The organism is Algimonas ampicilliniresistens (assembly GCF_030159955.1).
Taxonomy (GTDB): Bacteria; Pseudomonadota; Alphaproteobacteria; order Caulobacterales; family Maricaulaceae; genus Litorimonas; species Litorimonas ampicilliniresistens.
Window position 1 is genome coordinate 351830 of record NZ_BSNK01000002.1, and the last position, 19977, is coordinate 371806.

Here is a 19977-nt window from a genome sequence, read left to right on the forward strand (position 1 = left end):
CCGTGCCGTGAGCTCGCCCAGGGACTATTTCGCGCCCGGTAATGTCCGTCCGATATTGAGGAATTTTTCACGTCGGCGTTCCAGCAAATCCATCGGCTTGAGCGCAGACAGTGTGTCGAGCCGGGTTGCAATCATGGCTCCAACCCGTTTCATCGTCTCGTCAGGCCGGCGATGCGCGCCGCCGGCTGGCTCTTTAATGATGCCGTCAATGACACCGAGCTTTTTGAGGTCTTGCGCGGTTATTTTCATCGCCTTGGCCGCATCCTGCGCTTTGGTCCCATCGCGCCACAGGATCGACGCGCAGCCTTCTGGTGAAATCACCGAATAAATGGAATGTTCGAGCATCAGCACCGCATCTGCTGCCGCAATCGCGACCGCGCCGCCCGATCCACCTTCGCCCGTAATGATCGAGATAAACGGAACTTTGAGTGACAGACCCCGATCAATCGATCGAGCAATTGCTTCTGCTTGGCCACGCTCTTCTGCACCGCGACCGGGATAGGCCCCTGCCGTATCGACAAAACTGATGACGGGCAGGTTGAACCGTTCCGCCAAATTCATCAACCGCACCGCTTTGCGGTAACCTTCAGGCCGCGCCATGCCGAAATTATGCTTGAGCCGCGTCTCTAAATCCGTGCCTTTTTCATGGCCCATGACGATCACGGACCGTCCGTTGATTTTCCCCGGACCGCCGAGCAAAGCATGATCGTCCCCGAAGGTGCGGTCGCCAGCCAACGGAGTGTAATCCGTCACGAGAGCGTCAACATAGTCGGAATAATGTGGGCGCGCCGGATGGCGGGCGACCTGCGTCTTTTCCCATGGGCCGAGCTTGCCATAGAGGCGTTTAAGCTCCGCAGAGGCCTTCGCCATAACCGCTTTAGCCTCGGCGCCCTGAAGCGCGTCCGCTTGCTTATCGAGCTCCGCGACGGCCCGTTCAAAATCGAGATAGGTCTGAACCATTCGCGCCTGATAACGTCCGGAACGTATCTGTCCAGCCTGTAGCTGTGAGCCGACGCTCCCTTACAGACGATAGTCCCGACGCGTGATCTCATGACCATAGCGCTGCACGAACCGGCGTTTGATGCGACGTTCCCAGCTGGCGCGGGGGCCGTGTAGTTCGCTTTCCGCGTTCAAGACGGAATCGGTGAAATGTTTAGAGGTCAACGGTTTGGCCCCCTGCACCAGATCAGCCCCGCGCACACCGGCGCAAAAGTCCCAGTCCGCACAGAGCGCATCAAGCAACAAGTCGAGATCGCGGATCAGGTCCGTGTCGCGGTCTTTTGGGATACTCATCGGATGGTCTCATTCTTAGCCATAGGGTGCGCACTTTCGACCAACGCCTTGAGGCGGGCGTCCAGCACATGCGTATAAATCTGAGTTGTCGAAATGTCAGCATGGCCGAGCAGCGTCTGCACGGCGCGCAAATCGGCGCCGCCTTCGAGCAAATGGGTGGCGAAGGCGTGGCGCAGGACATGCGGGCTAATTCGTGACGGCTGCAGCCCGGCATCGCGGGCGAGGTCCTTTAGGAGTTGGGAGAAGCGTTCACGCGTCAGGTGACCAAGCTTGCCGTTGGATGGAAACAGGAACGGTTTCGCGCGCGCCGCCGCATCCACTCCGCCGGGCAGGGTTTTGTCGCGCACGGTCATCCATCGCGCCAATGCGTCCAACGCTGGCTCCGTCAATGGCACGAGCCGCTCGCGACCGCCCTTACCCTTGATCATCAAACACCCATCGCGACGCCGCATTTGCGCGGTTCTCAGACTGACCAATTCGGATACTCGCAAGCCACCTGCATAGAGGATTTCCAGCAAAGCCATCATCCGTAGACCTTTGGGCGTCTGATCCGTTGCGGCATGGTCGAGTAATCGATCCACCTCATCTTGGCTCATCCCCTTCGGTAAGGGTTTGGCCGCTTTCGGCGCACGGAGACGGTGGGCGGGATTATCGGCGCGTAAGCCTTCGGTCTGAGCGAACAGGCAATATTGCTTCATCGCTGAGAGTTTGCGCGCCGCCGTTGATGCGCCGAGGGCGGGCTCTCCGTTCAAGCCTTGCGCCCAAACCGCCAGCACACCTTCCAAATGACCGGTCGACGCGCTCAGTAAGGTCTGCGGGGCCAAGGCCGCCGACCAATCGCGCAAGTCCCGGCCATAGGCGGCCAACGTGTTGGCCGCTGCGCCGCGTTCAGCGCTCATCATCTCGAGAAAAGCGTCGACGCTCACCGGCTAGAGTCCGCGCAAATATTCATAGGCCGCGAGCTGTCCGGCAGTGTCAGAAAAGCCTGCATCTCTTAGGCGTCGGATCGTTCGGTAGATCGTCCAGCTGTCCGCGACCTTGTCATTTGCGATCTGGTCATTCGCGACCTGATTAATGGCGATGTCATCACTGGCGACTTGCTCGGCCAGACGCAGCAGGCTCTCTGCCCGCGCGCCCCGGTCGATCGCGTGATCGATGCCAATCCAATCCGCGTCCACCGTCCCCGGCAGCACAGCCTCTGCCAGCATGGCTTCAACCGGTTCTGTGAGGTCAGCCCCTAGAGCAAGCGCCATTAAGACATCACGACTGGCATTTGGTGCCGTCTCAGCCAGAGCGAGCTCCAGCCCAGCACCCAATGGTCTACCAATAAACCCGTTGCCCATCGCATCGGAGGCGAGCGCCAATCGTTCACGGGTCAATTCATCCGTTGTGGCGTCAAACAAGGCTTGCATCATGGCGATGTCCCGCGTGACGACAGCATAGCGCGCAAAGAGTGGCAGATTGGCGACCGCCATATCAGCCGGATCTAGAATGGCGGGAATGCGGGACAAAACACGCGCAGTATCCAGACCATTGGCCTCAGCGCGAGCAACAAATTCTGACACAGCCCGCGCATCACCGTCACGCCCGAGCAGATAGAGTTTCGCCGTCGCTTCCGGTGACATGTCGGTCAACAATGCTGTCAACTCTGATCCAGCCTCAGCCCCGTTGTCAGTATCAACGTCCGTCACATCATCTGAAACGATGGTATCGGTTGAAAACGGCACACCGACTTCAATGTCGTCCAGAACATCTTCTGGAATATCGGCAGACGTGCCTCCGGCAGGATCCGTCTGTGAAATTGTATCCGAGCTGATTTCAAACGGTGACGGCCCCACCAGCGAGGCGGGCGGGGCGGGCATGTCGAGGTCGCTGGCCAAATCGGTCATGAAACGATCCAGCGCGGCCGCATCAAGTTCCATCGCCTCGATCCAGAAGCCTTCCGGCGGGTCAGGCACAACCAAAACGGGCTCTTCGCCGCGACTGCGCAACAGTTCCTGCGCGAGGTCAGCCGCAGCGGTTTCACCGCGCGCCATGTGACAGGCTGCGCGCAGACGCACCCAACCCGACTCGCCGCGACCTTGTGTGATCGCGTCTGAAATTTCGCAGGCCGCATCAAGGTTGCCGCGTGCAATATAGGCGTCGACGCGCAGCGCCGGGTCTTGCGCGACGGGATTACGGGCCGTGAACCGTGCATATTCATCCGGGGTCGCCAGTATTTGCGCCGCTTGAATGCGCGCGCGTTCAAAGGCCGGATCAGATCCAGACGGCGAGGCGAGTCCAGCCAGCACGACGCGGCGCAGCATATCTCGCACAATCGGATGCGACGTCTCAGCCGGAATTTCTTGCAATAATCGGGTCGCCCGATCGGCGGACGTGCCCGCCCAAGCCTCTGCATTCAAACCGCGCGCAACCTCAATACCGGGCGTGAAAGCTTTTGCAGCCTCCAGCCCTTCAACCGCAATCGATTGAGCCGAGGCGGAACCAGCCAGCGCAACCAGGGCGCTAGCGGACAGAAAGAGCGCTCTAATTGCCATAGGTATCGGGCAGTTCGATTGTGCGGACATCTTGCGGCGCGGTCTCTGGGCCGACTGAACCCGCCAGCCAGACCAAAATAGCGATCAGCAGCAGCAATAGCCCCCCGACGATGAATAGCATTTTCTTCATGATGACCCTTATCGCGTTTAAATGTTGAGCAGGCGTTGATAAGACCCCATACTCTAGCCTGACTTATGACACTCTGCGGCCTGCGCCGCAGCTATGAGAGACACGTTGGCAGACACAAGGGCTTTAACGCCAGAAAATACAATTGAATCAGTCCGTTCACGCCCTATCGCGCTCGTCGGCTTGATGGGTGTGGGCAAAACAACCGTCGGGCGGCGTCTGGCTAAATCCCTCGAACGCGACTTTTTCGACTCAGATGAAGAGATTGAACGTGCGTCTGGACGCACTGTTGCGGGCTATTTTCGCGATCATGGTGAAGCGGCCTTTCGCGACGGGGAACGCCGCGTGGTCGAGCGCCTGCTGATGGAGCCCAATATTGTCATGGCAACGGGCGGGGGGGCCTTCATCCATCCGGAAACGCATGAATTGTTGAAGTCGCGTGCGCTTGTCATCTGGCTAAAGGGAGATTTTGAAACCCTGATGGAGCGGGTCTCGCGGAAGAATACGCGACCCTTGCTGCAAGTGCCTGACCCCCGCGCCCGGATGCGTGAACTGATGGAAGAGCGCGAACCGATCTATGCACGCGCCCATATCACTGTCACGGTTGCTAAAGGCCCGCACACACGAACGGTCGGACGGATCGAACGCGCGTTAGACGCCTATGAGGTCCCCAAAAATGGATGATGTGACCCCCACAAACTCTCAAATTAACAGCGAAGTCGTCCGAGTCGATCTCGGGTCTCGGGGCTATGATATTGTCATCGGTCAGGGTGAGCTATCGCGACTGGGCGATCGCCTTAAATCCATCACCGCATCGGATCGGGTCGCCGTCGTCACGGATGAGACCATTCATGCCTTGCACGGCGGAGCGATTGCAGAGGCTCTGTCCGATTTCCGCACCCATATGATTATCCGCCCAGCCGGTGAAGATCAAAAAAGCATGGCGGGTCTCGACGCGGTGCTGGATTCGCTCTTTCGTGCCGGATTTGATCGCTCTGATACGATTCTGGCCTTTGGCGGCGGTGTGATCGGCGACCTGACCGGATTTGCCGCCAGCGTGTTCAAGCGCGGCGCAACCTTTGTGCAAGTTCCCACAACCCTCTTGGCCCAAGTCGATAGTTCGGTCGGTGGCAAGACCGCGATCAATAATGCGTATGGCAAGAATCTGGTCGGGGCCTTCTATCAACCACGACTCGTCTTAATCGATACGAACCTTCTAGCCACGCTGCCTGTCCGGCAGATCAAGGCGGGCTATGCAGAAATCGTCAAATATGGGTTGATTGATCGGCCCGAATTTTTTGAGGCGTTAGATGACGGAATTGGCGCTGACGTGCTGAGCTTGGAGCCGAATGCCTTGCGCGAAGCCATTTCCGTCTCTTGCGCGGCCAAAGCTGATGTTGTCGCCCAAGATGAGCGTGAAGGCGGCGTGCGCGCCCTGCTAAATCTTGGCCATACATTTGCTCACGCTCTGGAATTGACGGCAGGCTATGGCGGGGCCTTGCTGCACGGCGAGGCGGTCAGCGCTGGCATGGATATGGCGTTTGAGTTTTCAGCCCGGCTTGGTCTTTGTCCCGTGCCGACAGCAAAACGTGTGCAGGATCATTTGTCACATCTATCCATGCCGATACGCGCGGATATGGCCCCGTTTCTGACAGACCCCGACACATTGTTGAGCCACATGCGGCAGGACAAAAAGAATGAAGGCGGCAATATCACGCTCATTTTAGCGCGCGGTATCGGCCAGAGCTTCATCGAAAAATCGGCCTCAGAGGCCGAGCTTAAAGCCTATCTGAAGGATATCGCGACATGACCGCTCTCTTAGAGCCGCAAAATCTAATCTTGGTCGGCATCATCTTGATGCTCCTGATCTTTTCGGGCTTCTTTTCTTCTTCTGAGACCGCGCTGACCGCCGCCTCTCGCGTGCGGATGCATGCAGCGGAGAAAGACGGCGACCGCCGGGCCACCATCGTAGCGCGGCTGATGAATGTGCGTGAGCGTCTGCTGGGCGGCATTTTGCTGGGCAATAATCTTGTCAATATTCTGGCGTCGGTTCTGACCACCGTGCTGTTCACCAATCTGTTCGGAGATAGTGCCTTAGCGTTGGCCGCCGCAACCGGTGTGATGACGGCGTTGATTCTGATCTTTGCGGAAGTCCTGCCGAAAACTTACGCCATTTCGCAACCCGATAAGCTGGCGCTCATCGTGGCGCGCCCGATCAGCCTGATCGTGACAGTCCTCAGCCCGATCGTTTCGATGGTCCAATGGATCGTCAATGGGGTGCTGCATGTTTTCGGGATTGATACCAATGCCAGCGCTTGGACCGCTGCTGATGAAATCAAAGGCGCCGTCGACCTTCATCTGCAAGAAGGCGGCGTGGCCAAGCGCGCCCGTGATCAGATTTACGGTGTGCTAGAGATTGGTGAGCTGGCCATCGAAGACGTTATGATCCACCGCTCCAACCTATCTATGGTGGCTCTCGAAAGCCCCCCGGAGGATTTGTTCAAGGAAGTCTTGGCCTCAGGACATTCGCGACTGCCCGTTTACTCCAACGATTCTGACAATGTCGTCGGCGTTATTCACGTCAAAGATTTGCTCGCCGCGCTCACCAAAGCGGGCGATGCCGCCTCTGTTGATGTGAAGAAGTTGCTGCGGCAGCCTTGGTTCGTTCCAGAGACCACATCGGTCGTCAAACAACTGCGCGCGTTTCAGAGCAAACGCGAACATTTCGCCCTCGTTGTCGATGAGTATGGCGCATTGATGGGCGTTATCACGCTGGAAGATATTCTGGAAGAAATCGTCGGCGATATTCAAGATGAATATGACGAAGAACTGGCCGGTGTGAAGCGGATGAAAGAGGGCGGCGCCGTCGTGCGCGGCGATGTCGCGATCCGGGATCTCAATCGGGCCATGGACTGGAAACTGCCCGATGATGAAGCCGTCACTATTGCGGGCCTTGTTATCCATGAAAGTCAAACCATCCCGACACCGGGTCAGACATTTGCCTATCATGGCTATCGCTTCGAAATTCTGACGCGCGAACGCAATCAAATCCAATCCCTGCGCGTGCGCAAAACCTTCGAGCCAGACCAGAGGAAAAACGCATGAGATCTCTCCTGATTGCCGCGTCTATCAGCGCTCTCCTGACGGGCTGTGGCGACACTGTTGTGCCTGACTCGCGACTGATTATCGGCGCGACCCTGATCACGATGGAGGACGGACCCGCGCCAACAGCGATGCTGATTGAGGACGGAAAGATCGTAAGCCTTGGCACAGAAGACGAACTCCGCGCCCGTAATCCGGGCGTGATCTTGACTGACCTGACAGGAAAGACCGTTATTCCGGGTGTGGTGGACAGCCATGTTCATGTGCGCGAGCTCGGCATGGACGCGATCAAGGTCGATCTGGTCGGCGTAAAAACGGTCGACGACATTGTCGCTCGGCTTCGCGACCAACGTCCAGATGTGCCGGCGGGTGATTGGATCATTGGGCAAGGCTGGGACGAGGGTGCGTTTGCCGATGCAGGCGGTCCCGGCGGTTACCCAACCACAGAGGCTATAACGGTCGCCTTTCCTGACAATCCCGTCGCATTAGAAAGCCTGCACGGCTTTGGCGCGATGGCCAACGCGGCTGCGCTGGCGCGGGCGGGAATCAACGCCGACACGCCGGACCCCGAAGGCGGAACCATCCTGCGCGGCGAGGACGGTGAAGCGACGGGCGTTCTTTTGACGCTTGCACAAGCGCTTCTGTTTGATGTCGTGCCGGACTTAGATCAGGATCAGATTGAAGCGGCCATCAAGGCGGGATTGACCCAAATGGCGGCGGCGGGCGTGACATCCGTCCATGAAGCCGGGATGGAAGCCGAAGATGTCGCGGCATTCAAGGCTCTCGCTGAACGCGGCGAACTACCAATCCGCGTTTTTGGGATGCTCAACGGCAATGATGCTGAATTGATGGCGCAATGGTTCGACAGTGGCCCGCTGGACGATCCTGAAGACTGGCTCGATATTGGCGGGATCAAAGTCTTTTATGATGGCAGTCTCGGCTCTCGCACGGCGCTGATGCGCGACCCTTATTCAGACCAACCTGACGCCGCCCGGCCAACCGCGCGCATCGCTTTGGAAGATGTAGAGCGGCTGGGCGAAAATGCCCGCGAGCATGGGTTTCAAATGGCCGTTCACGCGATTGGCGACGCCGGCAATGATTTTATCATGACGAGCTATGAGCGGCGTCTCGCCCCCGATGCGGCAGGCGAAGTTCCCGATCACCGCTGGCGCATCGAACATGCACAAGTCGTCCGACCAGATTTTGCTGAGCGCGCGGCCGCGCTGGGCGTCATCGCCTCGATGCAGCCCAGCCACGCTATGGGCGATTCCGATTGGGCCGAAGACCGGGTCGGACGGCGCCGTATTCAACGCGCCTATAGCTGGAAAACGTTTCAAGACGCAGGCGTTCCGATCATTTTCAATTCGGATTTGCCGGGCGAGCCTTGGGAGCCGATGCAGACGCTTCACTTCGCTGTGACGCGGACCAAACTCGATGGATCACCAGAGGGTGGCTGGTATGCGACCGAAGCTTTGGACCGCCGAGACAGTCTGCGCGCTATGACCATGTCCGGCGCGCACGCCGCGTTTCAAGACAACACGCTGGGAAGCCTGGCCGAAGGTAAATGGGCAGACTTTGTTGTGCTGTCCGACAATCCGCTGACCGCCGCGAACATTCCTGACATCCACGTAGACGCGGTCTATGTCGCCGGCGAACTCATTGTCGCGCCGACGACCGATACGCCCGACTAAACAGTCTCATCGCTATGATTGAAGCGAACGACAATCGTTACGATGAAAACCGTCAGAGCATGACCGGCGAGGCCGACCGTCCACCACAGGGCGGGGACAAGCATGACGAAACCATTGCCGCCAGAGCTCGCGCTGATCGCCAGAAAGATTATCATCCCTAATATATAGCTGCCCAAATGGATCCAGAAAGACAGCCGGACCGCAGCCACAGCCTTAACCGCCTCAGCTTTCTCATGGGCTGCGGCTTGATGGGTTGGATCCACTGTCAGCGCCACGACATCGACATTAAAGGCGGCCGCCAGAGCCATGACAGATTCGTATGAGGCCTTCTCGCCGTTCTCAATGCGTTGCACCGTTCTGGATCCAATGCCCGCTAGGTCGGCGAGGTGATCCTGTGACCAGTGACGTTCTTCGCGCCAGCGTTTGATTTTCGCGGCGTCTGGGTGAAATTGCATGTTACGCTCCTCGTATTTCATAGCAGCGCGAAGGTGGCTGCTGTGAGGATGGGTTAGGCTGTAGATCGTTTAATCCCAACGCCACCGGGGCGCCAGCCACCCGTCACGAGCCCGCCACGCTTACGCCGCCACCTTTAATTACGCCTCAATCGTTAGCCTCAGCGCGTGCAGTTTTTTAACCTCATCGGCGATGGCGTCCATCACGGCGCGGTGACGGGCCAGACGCGACAGATCCCGAAACGCCTCTGACGTGATGGCAATATGAACATGGCTGGGCGTGTCACCGAACTCGGCTTGATGCTCTGCCGCGCCGCCATGTCCCGCATGGAGGTGGGATTCATTTTCGACCCTCAGCACATCCGGCGCAAAAGCCGCACGGAGTTTCGTTTCGATAGATGCAAGAATATCGGACATAGGTGCGCCCTAGCTGACCCAAGGAACCACGTCGATGGGTTGGGCTCTATCTTGTCTGTATCCGGGTTACATCTGGGCGCTGCCGCTCAAACAGGGCCCAGCCGCCATCTTCCCTTGATTTGAGACGCCTCTCCCGCCATGTTGCGCAGTCCGAAATTCCTCCTTTTAACTACCCCGGAGTGCCACTTGGCCTACGACTGGAAATCCAAAGGCATCGACATTAGCGCTGCCAAAGCGAAGAAAAAGAAGAAGCCGACCGAAGAGCCTTGCGAATGGGCTGGATGTGACAAGATGGGGGGCTGCAAAGCGCCGAAATCACCGGACCGGCTACGTGAATATCATAATTTCTGTCAGGCCCATGCGCGCGAATATAATAAGAACTGGAATTTCTTCCAAGGCATGAGCGATGCTGACATCACGGAATGGCAGGTGGGCGTACGTCATGGCCATCGTCCGACCTGGGATGTGCGTAAGAATACAGCCGAACGGGCTCAGGCCAATAAGCGCCGCAAAGCGGGCGCCACGGCCTCCACGGCTGAAGGTTACACGATCTTCGGCGACGGCGTTGATCCGGGCAGCAGCGATGCGAAACCTCGCCACAGCGTGTCAAAGATGGCGCTCAAGGCGCTGCATGATCTCGGCCTCGACGAAGGCGCAACGCCGGACGAAGTGCGCAAACGCTACACCAAGCTGGTCAAACAATTCCACCCCGACGCCAATCAGGGCAAGCGCGACGCGGAAGAAAGCTTCCAACGCGTCCTGAAAGCTTGGAAAATTCTTAAAAACGCCAATTTAGGCTAAGCCTTTCGGGCTGTCGGTTTGTCCGACAGCCCAATTATCAGAGTGGTTCGGGCGGCCTCAGCCCGTTTTTACGAGCGCGGCCAACTTATCGAGCGCTTGCGCCCAGCCGCCTGCACTGGATGATCCTGCTGGCACGCCGACATGCGTCAACTTCAGATGCGTCTGCCCATCGATTTCATCTAGCTCAATGATGACTTCGGTGACCTCAGGGTGGCCTTCAGGCATGCCCATGCTTTGCGGATTGATTACATTGCCGTCAGCATCGCACATACTTTCCGTGTAGATCAGTTGGGTCGGGACGCTCACCTCTTTATATTCTCCCGTAAACCACATCGTCATGACGCGATCCGGCCGCTGCATCTCCATGCAAATCTTCCGCCGCCCACCAGGCCGAACATCCATTTCCGCAACGGGGATTGTCATGCCGTTGGGTCCATACCATTGTGAAAACAGCGCAGGATCCGTCCACATAGCCCAGACCTGTTCGATCGAGGCATCGACCGTGCGTTCAATTCGCAGCCATTCCATATCAGCGGTCATCCAAATTCTCCGTCAGCGCCATTAAGCAGCGTTCCATTGCGTCCAATCGGGTTTCCCAGATCGGCCTATATTGCTCAGTCCATGACGCGACCGCCCGCAAAGGGGCGGCATTCACCGTGCAGCGACGATATTGCGCGTTTTTTTCCTGTTGGATCAGCCCGGCCCGTTCGAGCACCTTTATGTGCCGAGACACGGCGGGCAGGCTCATATCAAAGGGTTCGGCTAAAACGTTTACCGTCGTCCCACCTTCGGCCAATCGCGCCAAAATAGCCCGTCTAGCTGGGTGGGCGAGCGCAGAGAAGGTTGCGCTTAAGGGATCGGTTCTATCCATAATTTTAACTTAACAACTATGTTAATTAACACAAGCGTTAATTACAAATAGCCGAATGATCTGTAAATGTTTGGCTGCTGTGCAGTTTATCTTAGATCGCCGTGCTTGGATTTTGCGTATGCAAGAGCTAGAGCCGCTCCACAGACATTTTGGCTGACCCTTTTTCCCATAAGAAGATTCCCATGAGCACCGACCAGTTTCCTCTGTTTCAGCCCGACACCACCGTGTCCGCGCGCGAAACATTCGGCGTCGATTTCGACATGCAGGTTCCGGCTTTCTCAAAAGCGAGTGAGTTCGTTCCGCCGATCGACGACGCCTACCGTTTCGACACACCCACGACGCAGGCGATCTGCGCGGGCTTCGCTTTTAACCGGCGAGTGATGATCCAAGGTTATCACGGGACCGGGAAATCGACCCATATCGAACAGGTCGCAGCACGGCTGAACTGGCCGATGGTACGGATCAATCTGGATAGCCATGTCAGCCGGATCGACCTGGTCGGTAAAGACGCAATTGTGCTGAAAGACGGCAAGCAAATCACCGAATTCCGCGAAGGCCTGCTGCCTTGGGCGCTGCAAAATCCGGTCGCGCTGACTTTTGATGAATATGATGCGGGTCGCCCCGACGTCATGTTTGTGATCCAGCGCGTACTGGAAGCCCAAGGTCGCCTGACCTTGCTCGACCAGAACAAGGTTATCACCCCGCATCCAGCGTTCCGCCTGTTCGCCACGACCAATACGGTCGGCCTTGGCGATACATCCGGGCTGTATCACGGCACACAGCAAATCAACCAAGGTCAGATGGACCGCTGGTCGATCGTCTGCCAACTCAACTATCTGCCGCATGATGAGGAAGAGAAGATCGTGCTCGCCAAGAGCCCGACTTATGACAATGCCGAAGGCCGCGATGTCATCGCCTCTATGGTTCGCGTCGCCGATATGACCCGCAACGCCTTTATCAATGGCGACATCTCGACCGTGATGAGTCCGCGTACCGTCATGAACTGGGCCGAAAACGCCCGCATCTTCGACGGCGATCTGGCCCAAGCTTTCCGCCTGACTTTCCTGAACAAATGCGACGAACTGGAACGCCCCGTCATCAGCGAGTTTTACCAGCGCGCCTTTGGTGAGGATTTACCGGAAAGCGCCGCAAGCGTAATGGTCGCGTAGCGATCTGAAAAGCCAAAAAGCTCGATAATCAATCGGACATGTCGACATAAGTTTCGGCAAAATACAGCGCTTGAGATTCAAGGAACTCAATCGACTTCTTCCGACTTTTGATCGCGGACGATGCGCCAGTGGGCGTGTATCGAATGATAAGCTCGCGCAGATCGCGATCTGAGTCAACGAACTCAATGTCCTTCAATGTTCCGTCGTGCAAATTCAGTAAAGCATCGGACATTGGAATATCAGTCAGTGTCCGCTTCCTCGCCCACCTAGCGAATAGGCGTACATCGGAATGATCGCCCCATTCATCGGGGTTATCGGAACTCACAAACATTTTCAGGAAATGCTCGACCTGCTTGGATGAGGTCTTAACTCTATCTGTAGGTTTGTGAGCCGTTTCAAACCGGAAACAACGTCCATCAATGTCGAGATCGACTTGTAAGTAAGACTTGTTGGGAAGAGCAAAGCGAGCGCTCAAGTCCCGATCTTTTTCAAAACGGTTTTCCGCCTCTTCTTTTCGAAGTTCCGCGCTCGGCGATTCTATGACTTGGGAGACATTTACATCCAACGCTTCGGTCAAAATCATAGAAAGATCAGCGGACTCTTGAAACCAACCTGCAATGACATCGTCGATGTCATCGTTTGATGGCGTTCCTTTGTCACGAACCGTATCGACGAATTGCGGCCAGCAGGTCGGCATGGCATGATACCCATTGACCTTTGACGCGCCATGTTGAAGAAAATCGATGAATTGGATTAGGATCGCGGACTCGACAGGATCCAGCGTTTCATCTTGTAGCACTTCCTGAGCTTGATGAGTCAGATAACGCCAAGACCAATGGAAGTGATCAATTTTGCGAAGTCTTTTTTCAGCAGGCTTTAGCCGCAAAGGTGGCATGGCCGGATCAGCGCACATCTCGTTAGATACGGTGATCAACGCATCAACTTTTTGTTCGATAGCCCGGTTGAGATAACGACCAAGCTGAGGCTGATCTAGGTCAGCCGAACCGATCTTCACTTCGACCAATGCTTCCCATCGGGTTTTTTGATCCAGAATTATTTTGGCGTCAGGGATGTCTTTGTCGCTGAGCCGCCCTCCAATCGAAGGTCGAAGGACACAAGTGTAGTCATTGCCGTTTTTATAGGCAGACTTTCCAACTGACCTTAGCAGTCTGTCTCGATAAGGGTGAACCAAGCCGATAACAGCGAAAAAGATTGATGTCGCAGCGTCTTCAGATCCTGCTTTCATCATCGGAAAAAGAGTCGGTTCCTGACCCCCCTTGAACGGCTCAGCCATAATCCCCTCCGCAAACATCGTTTGCGAGCATTCTTGGGTTTAGCAACGCAAAGTCAAGGGTCGTGCGTTAACCCGCCGCCTCTTTCGCGACATCCTTCAGCATCCGTGCGATCGTCTTCAACCGCTCGTCCTGATCTTCGATGTTGTGGCGAGCGGCGAGAGTTTTGATGTCGGTATAGCTGATCCGCGTTTTGCCGCTTTTATCTGTGAAGATTAGCATTTTGAGCGGCAGGTCGAGACCCATTTCCGGGCTAGCCTGCAGGAGCGGTGTGCCGCCTTCAGGATTGCCGAAGACGAACAGTTTAGACTGGCCGATATCGCGCCCAACATAAGTGGCGCCCGCGCCATGATCGATCACAGTGAACAGCGTCAGGTCACGCGCGCCGATCGCGGCGCGCAGCCGCGCTTCGGTCGCAACGAAACTATCCGATACAGAGATCGATTTATGATCCGGTTCAGGCGCAGTGCTGGCGCATGCGGAGACCGTTAGGGCGGAGAGGATCAGGGTGGAGGCAATCAGTAAATGTTTCACGTGAAACAAATGGCTCAAAGTCGAGCGCGGTTCCAGCTTAAATCAAAAATGACGCTAGCCAGCCAAACAGGCCGAGCGAAATACTGAGCGCGATGAGCATGAGAATGCCGTCGCGGGCGATCAGCGCCAACCCGATCAGGCCAAGAATGGCCGCCGCCGGAACGACGCCAAACGGGATTAGGCCAAGCGGTACCATGGCCGCTGACAACAGGACCGCGACGAGGGCCGCAAGAACCAACATCGCCCCGTCCGTGGCCCAAGCTAAACGCGGCTGGATGACGTTATCCACCTTAGCCAACCACGGGGACACGCGACCATGAACCTTGGCGACGCGGGTGTGAGGCACACGGACCTTAGCCAAAATATCCGGCACCCATGGATAAGGTCGCCGCGCGAGAAGCTGCACGGCGAAAGCAATATTGATTAGACCAAACGCTGCGGGCAGCCCCGGGATCGCGCCAAGCGGCGTCATCAGAAACAGGCCGCACAATACCATAACTGGGCCAAACGCACGGTGGCCGAGCGAGATAACAATATCCTGCAGATTACTGTCTTCACCGTCCATTTCGGACAAAACATGGGCGAGCACGCCCTGTAACGGAGCCTCCTCCATAGGCGGCTTTGGGTGCGGGTCTGGCGGAGGTTCATTATTGTTGGACGGGCCAGTCATAACGGTGACAGATAGGGCGGGCGCTGTTAGGGCGCTACCGCTAATGCAGGCACAGAGTCAGGTGGGCGGAACACAGATTTGGAATTCGATGTCTGGCTCAGTCTGGTCGTGCTCTTTACTGTTGGCGGGCTAACGCCCGGCCCGGCGGTGATGCTCGTCATGGCGAGTTCTTTTCGCTATGGATTCCGGCCCGCCATGCTGCCCGCCCTGGGTATCGCCTCGGCCAACGTCTTATGGTTAATCCTAGCGGCGTCCGGCACGGCGGCCTTGTTGACGGCTTTCCCCAGCGTGACGCTTGGCCTCAAAGTCTTGGGTCTGCTCGTTATTCTCTATCTTGGCCTGTCGACTATTTTCGGGCCGCCGCCGGATATGAGCGTGAGTTCCGGCGACGCGCCGAAACGGACCGGGCTTTATGCACGCGGTGTGGCATTGCAGATCAGCTCACCGCTACCGCTGGTCTATTTCGGTATGTTGCTGCCGCTTTATTTCGACGCGGACAAACCGATCTTGCCACAATTCGGGATCATGCTGGCGACGGTCACTTGGTTGGAGTTGCAGGGTCTCGCGGTTTACGCGGCATTTGCCCGCTGGATCCGCGCGAAGCTACAAAGCCCCAAAGCGGCAAAGATATTCAACGCCATGATTGGCGTGGTCATGATTGCGTCTGGAGTTTGGGCGATCTTCGCATAGCCCTACAATAAAAAAGACGCGCCACAGGGGCACGCCTTCAAAACTCAGATTAGAAATCTGACTATTCTATGTAGCAGCCTCGATCTCAAGTGCCTGCGCCGCAGCGCTCAGCACAGCGCCAATTCGGATCGCGGTTTGCACGCCTTGTCGCGTTACGCCGCCCTTGATCACTTCGGCGACATGCGCGTCCATACACATGCCGCAGCCATTGATGGCCGAGACAGCAAGGCTCATCAATTCGAAGTCGATCTTGTCGATGCCCGGATTGCCGATCACATTCATGCGTAGATTGGCGGGCATTTTGGCATATTCGCCGTCACTCACCAGATGGACGAAGCGGTAATAGACATTGTTCATCGCCATCACGGTCGCGGCGGCCTTGGCGGCGTCCACGATTTCGGACGATGCATCCACCTCTTCCGTGATCGCAGTGATCACGTCTTTATGCTTCGTCGCATAGGCGGAGGCGAGCGCAATGCCCGCCACCGCGTCTCTGGACAGCCCGTCCATCCCGTCAGCCGCGAGAACGCGGCCGAGGTTGAGCTTAATGTCCTTAGCATAGCTCGGCAGGGCCGATTTTAGCTCAGCAAGCGCCATAGTTAGGCGGCCTTCTGCAGGTCGATAACCTCGTCACCTTTGGACCAGTTACATGGGCACAGCTCATCTGTTTGCAGAGCGTCGAGCACGCGCAGAACTTCCTGCGGGTTCCGGCCGACATTCAAGTCGGTCACATAGATGAAGCGTACAACGCCGTCTGGGTCCGCAATAAAGGTCGCGCGTTGTGCTACACCTTCAGCTTCATCGAGAATACCGAGCGCCGTCGTCAGCTCACGCTTAATGTCCGCCAGCATTGGGATTGGCAGATCGCGCAGCTCGTCTTGGTGCTTGCGCCAGTTCCAGTGGGTGAACTCTGAATCCGTCGAGGCGGTCAACAGAACCGTATCGCGGTCTTCAAACTCTTCGTTCAGCGCGCCAAAGGCCGCAATCTCGGTTGGGCAAACGAAGGTAAAGTCTTTTGGATAGAAGAACAGGACGGTCCATTTACCTTTCAGATCGTCATTCGAAACAGTCTTGAAAACATTGTCGATCGTGATCTCGTCAAACGGCTTTCCGTCAACGGCGGTCAGAGAAAATTCAGGGAGTGTATCGCCGATTTTGATCATGGCAGTCAGTTTCCTTTTGGGAATAAGTGAGTGTGATTCGTTTAAGACGACCACATATTGGATCGTCGGGGCTGCGCCCCTAGACCCACACTTACGGCTCGCCCAATCGTTTGTTCCAATCAGGTCGATAGGTGTGGCCGAAGGGTATGGAGGGGATGAAAATCTGGGCCGTTCTGCCCTGATTATGGACAGTTGCGAAGGCTTGCCGTAGCGGCTGACGCCTTTTATGGCCCGCCCGCCGAGACTTATAAAATAGAGCGCCGCATCATGAACCTATCCGCCATTCCTGCCGGTGAAAATCCGCCCAATGACATCAACGTCGTGATCGAAGTCCCGCTCGGCGGCGAGCCGATCAAATATGAACTCGATAAAGCCAGCGGCGCCATGTTCGTGGACCGCTTCCTTTACACATCCATGCGTTACCCTTGTAATTATGGCTTTATCCCGCACACATTGTCCGATGATGGCGACCCGACAGATGTGTTGGTTGTCGGCCAGCGCGCATTGATGCCGGGTTGCATTGTCCGGGCGCGGCCTGTCGGCGTGTTGATGATGGAAGATGAAGCCGGGCTGGACGAAAAGATCGTTGCCGTGCCGCATCCCAAACTGACACGCTATTACGACCAGATCGAGACCTATCGCGATCTACCACAAGTCCTGCAGGATCGGATCCCGCATTTCTTCGCTCATTATAAAGACCTTGAGCCCGACAAATGGGTCAAAGTGCTGGGCTGGGGTGATCTCGACAAGGCGCGCGAGTTGATCGCCAGCGGAATTGCGGCGGCCTAAACGCCTTCGCTTGCCGAAACGACCCTATTCGTGACATCTCGGCCTTAGGAGGCCGTCAATGCGCCATTGGGTTAGTTTCATTGCCAGCGCGCTTGTCTTTGCAGGCTGTGCCACATCGAACCCCGTCGAGCGGACGCCGCTCGAGGATCAACTTGCTCTATTTCTAGACTGGTTTCCGGGCCGCTATGACAGCGCCGCGCAAGTCCTCCGCGACACGCGGGAGGGCACCGCTGAGGCAGAGCGGAATTATCGTCGCCATTCGATCTTCCGTCAGGTCGAACTGCCAGCGTTTGGTGAGACGGTTTTCCTAGCGCATCAATATCGCGACGGCGATCCAGCCAAAGTTTATCGCCAACGCCTCTATACCTTCACCCTCGATGAGGCTGAAAATGCGTTTCGACTACGCGTGCATGTCCCCAAAGATGCCGACGCGCTGAAAGGGGCCTATCGCAACCCATCTCGCTTAGCCGGATTAACACTCGAGGATTTCACTGTCTGGGAGGGTTGTGACCTCTTCTGGCAGCTTGAAGACGGCCGTTTTGTCGGGCGGTTGAAACCTGGCGCATGCCGGTTCAATTCCAAAGCCTTCGGCCAAGAGATTGTTCTCGACGAGACATTGACCCTGATGGAGGATCAAATCTGGTTCGCAGATCGAGGCTTGAGCCTGTCGGGCGATTATCTGTTCGGGATGCGCGGGACGACGCCGAACATGTCGCTCAAGGCTCGGCCCTTTATATGCGAAGACGGCAAGGGCGCGGCTTGGCTTCACGACCAAGGCGGCATGTCCAAAGCGCTAGGTTACCACATAAAATTGGAGCGGCTCAATCAGGCCGATGAAGCTGGGGAAGCTGTCGGGTTACGTCTGACGGTCTCGATGATCGGCCGCCGTGATTTAACCGTTCTGGCTGATCATGACGCTGAGACTCTGGCGATTGATGTCGGCCCAGATCGGCTAAGCTGTCGTCACGCGCCCGATACGCTCTATTCAGAAAATAGCTAAGCCGCGTTCAAACGTCTTGGTTCAAATGCGCGGTGATGCGTGGGTAATAGATCGCCAGCGTTAGCGCGCGAACGGCATAGTAGAATAGGAAGGCAAGCCAAATCCCGGCGGCGCCAAAGCGAGGCACGATCAGGAAATGCGCACCAATATAGAGCGCGACCGCCACCAACCCCGCATTGCGCATTTCCGCCGTGCGGGTCGTGCCGATAAAGATGCCGTCAATTTGATAGGCGGCAAAACCGATCACGGGCGCAAGCGCGGCGTAAGGCAAATAGGTCCGCGCCATGTCGCGCACAGCCGGATCCACCGTCAGCAGATCGATCAGCAAGGGTCCGCCGAGCCAGATGACTGCGCCGATGAGAATGGCAAATAGCGCCGAAAATTTCGTCGTGAGTTGCACCGCCCGGTTAAACCGTTTGCGGTCTCGCGCCCCATACGCGGCCCCCGTCACCGCTTCTGCCGTATGAGCAAAAGCATCGAGGACAAGCGCGCTCATGGTGATGAGCTGCATATGGATGTGGTTGGCCGCCATGAACAGCGAGCCTTCGCTGGCGGCTGCATTACCGAAGAAATTGAAGCCCAGCGTCAAGGTCAGAGTGCGCACGAATATATTCGAATTGGCAATCCCAAGTCGCTTTAACTGGGTCGGGTCCAGCAAGTTGGCGCGCGTGATAACTCCAGGCTGCAAACCGCCGCGCCGGACGAACTCGCGTCGCATTAACATCAGGCCCATCAGGAAACCCGCCCATTCGGCCACGGCGGAGGCCAGACCGACGCCGTAAAGTCCCGCCCCAAAGACGATGACGAAGAGTGGCGACAGGATGATATTGACCAGATTGAGGACGATCTGAAGCTGTAGTGCCAAACCCGCCCGGCTAATCCCGACAAACCAGCCCATTAAGGCAATGGTACCGAGCGTGGCGGGCAGCCCCCATAGACGCGCTTGAATATAGGTCGCGGCAGAGCTTTCCAATTCAGGCGACGCCGTAAAGACGGCGAAAGCAGCGGGCAACAGCAAGAGCTGCAGCACGAAAACGAGTGACCCGATGAGCAGGCCGAGCGGAATAGCGCGCAAAATATGGCCCTGCACGCCCGCCACGTTCCCGGCGCCGTCATCCTGAGCGGCGAGACCCGCCGTGCTCATGCGAAGAAAGCCGAAGCCCCAATAGACGATGCCGTAAATCACCGCACCAAGCCCAATTCCGGCCAGCGCCTGCGTGCCGACAAAGCGGCCAATTACCAACGTATCTACCAAGCCGACGACCGGCGCAGCCGCATTGGCCAACATTATCGGCCAGCTCTGATTAAACACGGCCCTCGCCGTGAGCGGCTGAGCCGTCACAGGCTGAGATGTGGCGGTCATGATTATTTACCGCCCC

Annotated in this window: 24 protein-coding genes; 9 read left to right on the forward strand and 15 right to left on the reverse strand. The window is 56.9% G+C overall.

The annotated features are described in order from the left end of the window. Nucleotides 1-24 precede the first annotated feature (24 nt). From QQL54_RS09615 to QQL54_RS09635, 5 genes are read right to left on the reverse strand one after another with little or no spacing between them, the layout of a single operon-like run. The gene (locus tag QQL54_RS09615; RefSeq protein ID WP_284390054.1) at nucleotides 25-960 is read right to left on the reverse strand and encodes an acetyl-CoA carboxylase carboxyltransferase subunit alpha; all 936 of its coding nucleotides are present in this window, start codon (nucleotides 958-960) and stop codon (nucleotides 25-27) included. 60 nt (nucleotides 961-1020) lie between these two features. Then, nucleotides 1021-1293: a hypothetical protein gene (locus QQL54_RS09620; RefSeq protein ID WP_284390056.1), complete on the reverse strand. Its 273-nt coding sequence runs from the start codon at nucleotides 1291-1293 to the stop codon at nucleotides 1021-1023. Continuing rightward, entirely contained in the window at nucleotides 1290-2219 is a 930-nt protein-coding gene (locus QQL54_RS09625) for a site-specific tyrosine recombinase XerD (RefSeq protein ID WP_284390058.1), read from the reverse strand. Before QQL54_RS09625 ends, QQL54_RS09620 begins: the two co-directional genes overlap by 4 nt. 3 nt (nucleotides 2220-2222) lie before the next feature. Then, a complete protein-coding gene (locus QQL54_RS09630; RefSeq protein ID WP_284390060.1) occupies nucleotides 2223-3830 on the reverse strand; it encodes a hypothetical protein in 1608 nt (535 codons plus the stop codon). Then, complete coding sequence (locus QQL54_RS09635; RefSeq protein ID WP_284390063.1) at nucleotides 3820-3960, reverse strand: hypothetical protein; 141 nt, start codon at nucleotides 3958-3960, stop codon at nucleotides 3820-3822. Before QQL54_RS09635 ends, QQL54_RS09630 begins: the two co-directional genes overlap by 11 nt. A 93-nt stretch (nucleotides 3961-4053) precedes the next feature. Between QQL54_RS09635 and QQL54_RS09640 the strand changes: the two genes are divergently transcribed. The 4 genes from QQL54_RS09640 to QQL54_RS09655 are packed head-to-tail and all read left to right on the forward strand — an operon-like array spanning nucleotide 4054 to nucleotide 8750. Beyond that, a complete protein-coding gene (locus QQL54_RS09640) occupies nucleotides 4054-4641 on the forward strand; it encodes a shikimate kinase (RefSeq protein ID WP_284390065.1) in 588 nt (195 codons plus the stop codon). Then, nucleotides 4634-5767 (forward strand): 3-dehydroquinate synthase, encoded by a 1134-nt coding sequence (aroB, locus tag QQL54_RS09645; protein WP_284390067.1) that lies wholly within the window; start codon nucleotides 4634-4636, stop codon nucleotides 5765-5767. The genes QQL54_RS09640 and aroB overlap by 8 nt, the downstream gene beginning before the upstream one ends. Continuing rightward, nucleotides 5764-7062 carry an HlyC/CorC family transporter gene (locus tag QQL54_RS09650; protein ID WP_284390069.1) on the forward strand — a complete coding sequence of 433 codons (1299 nt, stop codon included), beginning with the start codon at nucleotides 5764-5766 and terminating at the stop codon, nucleotides 7060-7062. Before aroB ends, QQL54_RS09650 begins: the two co-directional genes overlap by 4 nt. Beyond that, nucleotides 7059-8750 (forward strand): amidohydrolase, encoded by a 1692-nt coding sequence (locus QQL54_RS09655; protein ID WP_284390072.1) that lies wholly within the window; start codon nucleotides 7059-7061, stop codon nucleotides 8748-8750. Before QQL54_RS09650 ends, QQL54_RS09655 begins: the two co-directional genes overlap by 4 nt. On the opposite strand, the gene QQL54_RS09660 is transcribed toward QQL54_RS09655, so the two are convergent. Then, entirely contained in the window at nucleotides 8747-9205 is a 459-nt protein-coding gene (locus tag QQL54_RS09660) for a helix-turn-helix domain-containing protein (RefSeq protein ID WP_284390074.1), read from the reverse strand. The genes QQL54_RS09655 and QQL54_RS09660 overlap by 4 nt on opposite strands. Nucleotides 9206-9343: 138 nt before the next feature. After that, the gene (locus QQL54_RS09665) at nucleotides 9344-9619 is read right to left on the reverse strand and encodes a BolA family protein (protein WP_284390076.1); all 276 of its coding nucleotides are present in this window, start codon (nucleotides 9617-9619) and stop codon (nucleotides 9344-9346) included. Nucleotides 9620-9805: 186 nt separating this feature from the next. Between QQL54_RS09665 and QQL54_RS09670 the strand changes: the two genes are divergently transcribed. Further along, nucleotides 9806-10420, forward strand: coding sequence for a J domain-containing protein (locus tag QQL54_RS09670; protein WP_284390078.1), 615 nt, complete (start codon nucleotides 9806-9808; stop codon nucleotides 10418-10420). A 57-nt stretch (nucleotides 10421-10477) separates the two neighbouring features. Here the strand turns inward: QQL54_RS09670 and QQL54_RS09675 are convergent, their stop codons facing one another. Beyond that, nucleotides 10478-10960 (reverse strand): SRPBCC family protein, encoded by a 483-nt coding sequence (locus QQL54_RS09675; RefSeq protein ID WP_284390081.1) that lies wholly within the window; start codon nucleotides 10958-10960, stop codon nucleotides 10478-10480. Next, entirely contained in the window at nucleotides 10950-11291 is a 342-nt protein-coding gene (locus tag QQL54_RS09680; RefSeq protein ID WP_284390083.1) for an ArsR/SmtB family transcription factor, read from the reverse strand. Before QQL54_RS09680 ends, QQL54_RS09675 begins: the two co-directional genes overlap by 11 nt. A 182-nt stretch (nucleotides 11292-11473) precedes the next feature. Between QQL54_RS09680 and cobS the strand changes: the two genes are divergently transcribed. Then, on the forward strand, nucleotides 11474-12460 hold the full coding sequence (gene cobS / locus QQL54_RS09685) for a cobaltochelatase subunit CobS (protein WP_284390085.1): 987 nt from the start codon (nucleotides 11474-11476) through the stop codon (nucleotides 12458-12460). Between the two features lie 28 nt (nucleotides 12461-12488). On the opposite strand, the gene QQL54_RS09690 is transcribed toward cobS, so the two are convergent. From QQL54_RS09690 to QQL54_RS09700, 3 genes are all read right to left on the reverse strand, one after another. Continuing rightward, nucleotides 12489-13754: a hypothetical protein gene (locus QQL54_RS09690; protein WP_284390087.1), complete on the reverse strand. Its 1266-nt coding sequence runs from the start codon at nucleotides 13752-13754 to the stop codon at nucleotides 12489-12491. Nucleotides 13755-13821: 67 nt separating this feature from the next. Next, the gene (locus QQL54_RS09695; RefSeq protein ID WP_284390088.1) at nucleotides 13822-14286 is read right to left on the reverse strand and encodes a DUF302 domain-containing protein; all 465 of its coding nucleotides are present in this window, start codon (nucleotides 14284-14286) and stop codon (nucleotides 13822-13824) included. 37 nt (nucleotides 14287-14323) lie between these two features. Next, nucleotides 14324-14956 (reverse strand): exopolysaccharide biosynthesis protein, encoded by a 633-nt coding sequence (locus QQL54_RS09700; protein WP_284390090.1) that lies wholly within the window; start codon nucleotides 14954-14956, stop codon nucleotides 14324-14326. A 78-nt stretch (nucleotides 14957-15034) separates the two neighbouring features. Between QQL54_RS09700 and QQL54_RS09705 the strand changes: the two genes are divergently transcribed. Continuing rightward, the gene (locus tag QQL54_RS09705) at nucleotides 15035-15646 is read left to right on the forward strand and encodes a LysE family translocator (RefSeq protein ID WP_284390093.1); all 612 of its coding nucleotides are present in this window, start codon (nucleotides 15035-15037) and stop codon (nucleotides 15644-15646) included. A gap of 66 nt (nucleotides 15647-15712) precedes the next feature. Here the strand turns inward: QQL54_RS09705 and QQL54_RS09710 are convergent, their stop codons facing one another. Together QQL54_RS09710 and QQL54_RS09715 are read right to left on the reverse strand one after the other, a co-directional pair. Further along, nucleotides 15713-16243, reverse strand: coding sequence for a carboxymuconolactone decarboxylase family protein (locus QQL54_RS09710; protein ID WP_284390095.1), 531 nt, complete (start codon nucleotides 16241-16243; stop codon nucleotides 15713-15715). Between the two features lie 2 nt (nucleotides 16244-16245). Next, nucleotides 16246-16809: a peroxiredoxin gene (locus QQL54_RS09715; protein WP_284390099.1), complete on the reverse strand. Its 564-nt coding sequence runs from the start codon at nucleotides 16807-16809 to the stop codon at nucleotides 16246-16248. Nucleotides 16810-17076: 267 nt separating this feature from the next. Here QQL54_RS09715 and ppa point away from each other — a divergent pair, with 267 nt between their 5' ends. Both ppa and QQL54_RS09725 read left to right on the forward strand, forming a co-directional pair. Continuing rightward, nucleotides 17077-17598, forward strand: coding sequence for an inorganic diphosphatase (gene ppa / locus QQL54_RS09720; RefSeq protein ID WP_284390101.1), 522 nt, complete (start codon nucleotides 17077-17079; stop codon nucleotides 17596-17598). Nucleotides 17599-17656: 58 nt separating this feature from the next. Further along, nucleotides 17657-18598: a chromophore lyase CpcT/CpeT gene (locus tag QQL54_RS09725; protein WP_284390103.1), complete on the forward strand. Its 942-nt coding sequence runs from the start codon at nucleotides 17657-17659 to the stop codon at nucleotides 18596-18598. A 7-nt stretch (nucleotides 18599-18605) separates the two neighbouring features. On the opposite strand, the gene QQL54_RS09730 is transcribed toward QQL54_RS09725, so the two are convergent. Then, a complete protein-coding gene (locus QQL54_RS09730; RefSeq protein WP_284390105.1) occupies nucleotides 18606-19961 on the reverse strand; it encodes an MATE family efflux transporter in 1356 nt (451 codons plus the stop codon). Between the last annotated feature and the right edge of the window lie 16 nt (nucleotides 19962-19977).

Excerpts from the sequence above, each read along its gene's own strand:
- QQL54_RS09710 (WP_284390095.1), bottom strand. The coding sequence starts at position 16,243 with ATGGCGCTTGCTGAGCTAAAATCGGCCCTGCCGAGCTATGCTAAGGAC.
- QQL54_RS09630 (WP_284390060.1), bottom strand. The coding sequence starts at position 3,830 with ATGGCAATTAGAGCGCTCTTTCTGTCCGCTAGCGCCCTGGTTGCGCTG.
- QQL54_RS09665 (WP_284390076.1), bottom strand. The coding sequence starts at position 9,619 with ATGTCCGATATTCTTGCATCTATCGAAACGAAACTCCGTGCGGCTTTT.
- QQL54_RS09655 (WP_284390072.1), top strand. The coding sequence starts at position 7,059 with ATGAGATCTCTCCTGATTGCCGCGTCTATCAGCGCTCTCCTGACGGGC.
- QQL54_RS09650 (WP_284390069.1), top strand. The coding sequence starts at position 5,764 with ATGACCGCTCTCTTAGAGCCGCAAAATCTAATCTTGGTCGGCATCATC.
- QQL54_RS09730 (WP_284390105.1), bottom strand. The coding sequence starts at position 19,961 with ATGACCGCCACATCTCAGCCTGTGACGGCTCAGCCGCTCACGGCGAGG.
- aroB (WP_284390067.1), top strand. The coding sequence starts at position 4,634 with ATGGATGATGTGACCCCCACAAACTCTCAAATTAACAGCGAAGTCGTC.
- QQL54_RS09715 (WP_284390099.1), bottom strand. The coding sequence starts at position 16,809 with ATGATCAAAATCGGCGATACACTCCCTGAATTTTCTCTGACCGCCGTT.
- QQL54_RS09635 (WP_284390063.1), bottom strand. The coding sequence starts at position 3,960 with ATGAAGAAAATGCTATTCATCGTCGGGGGGCTATTGCTGCTGCTGATC.
- QQL54_RS09660 (WP_284390074.1), bottom strand. The coding sequence starts at position 9,205 with ATGCAATTTCACCCAGACGCCGCGAAAATCAAACGCTGGCGCGAAGAA.
- QQL54_RS09690 (WP_284390087.1), bottom strand. The coding sequence starts at position 13,754 with ATGGCTGAGCCGTTCAAGGGGGGTCAGGAACCGACTCTTTTTCCGATG.
- QQL54_RS09725 (WP_284390103.1), top strand. The coding sequence starts at position 17,657 with ATGCGCCATTGGGTTAGTTTCATTGCCAGCGCGCTTGTCTTTGCAGGC.
- QQL54_RS09615 (WP_284390054.1), bottom strand. The coding sequence starts at position 960 with ATGGTTCAGACCTATCTCGATTTTGAACGGGCCGTCGCGGAGCTCGAT.
- ppa (WP_284390101.1), top strand. The coding sequence starts at position 17,077 with ATGAACCTATCCGCCATTCCTGCCGGTGAAAATCCGCCCAATGACATC.
- cobS (WP_284390085.1), top strand. The coding sequence starts at position 11,474 with ATGAGCACCGACCAGTTTCCTCTGTTTCAGCCCGACACCACCGTGTCC.
- QQL54_RS09680 (WP_284390083.1), bottom strand. The coding sequence starts at position 11,291 with ATGGATAGAACCGATCCCTTAAGCGCAACCTTCTCTGCGCTCGCCCAC.
- QQL54_RS09620 (WP_284390056.1), bottom strand. The coding sequence starts at position 1,293 with ATGAGTATCCCAAAAGACCGCGACACGGACCTGATCCGCGATCTCGAC.
- QQL54_RS09700 (WP_284390090.1), bottom strand. The coding sequence starts at position 14,956 with ATGACTGGCCCGTCCAACAATAATGAACCTCCGCCAGACCCGCACCCA.
- QQL54_RS09675 (WP_284390081.1), bottom strand. The coding sequence starts at position 10,960 with ATGACCGCTGATATGGAATGGCTGCGAATTGAACGCACGGTCGATGCC.
- QQL54_RS09640 (WP_284390065.1), top strand. The coding sequence starts at position 4,054 with ATGAGAGACACGTTGGCAGACACAAGGGCTTTAACGCCAGAAAATACA.